Raw genomic sequence first — 298 nt, forward strand, 5'->3', positions numbered from 1 at the left:
CGGCATCATGATGCCGCCGCCGGCGGTGGTGACGGAAGAAGCCAAACCGGCGGACACCGCAGTCGCTTCGCCGGCGACGGACGCCGCTGGCGCGCAGTAATATCGCGACAGGGGGCTCAGGCCCCCTCAGTTGCGGTACAGCACCTTGATGATATGGTAACCGAACTGGGTTTTGACCGGGCCGTAAGGTTTGAGCAGCGGGATGCTGAACACCGCTTTATCGAACGCAGGCACCATTGCGCCTTTGTTGAATTCGCCCAGCGAGCCGCCGTTGCGTTTTGACGGGCAGCTCGAATAT

Annotated in this window: 1 protein-coding gene; it reads right to left on the reverse strand. The window is 61.7% G+C overall.

The window, feature by feature from the left end; all coding sequences use genetic code 11:
* Positions 1-126: 126 nt before the first annotated feature.
* A partial coding sequence (locus tag J0A67_RS23635; protein ID WP_206571687.1) for a peptidylprolyl isomerase occupies positions 127-298 on the reverse strand: 172 nt, incomplete at its 5' end.

This window comes from Algoriphagus aestuariicola (assembly GCF_017254835.1).
In the GTDB taxonomy this organism is placed as follows: Bacteria; Bacteroidota; Bacteroidia; order Cytophagales; family Cyclobacteriaceae; genus Algoriphagus; species Algoriphagus aestuariicola.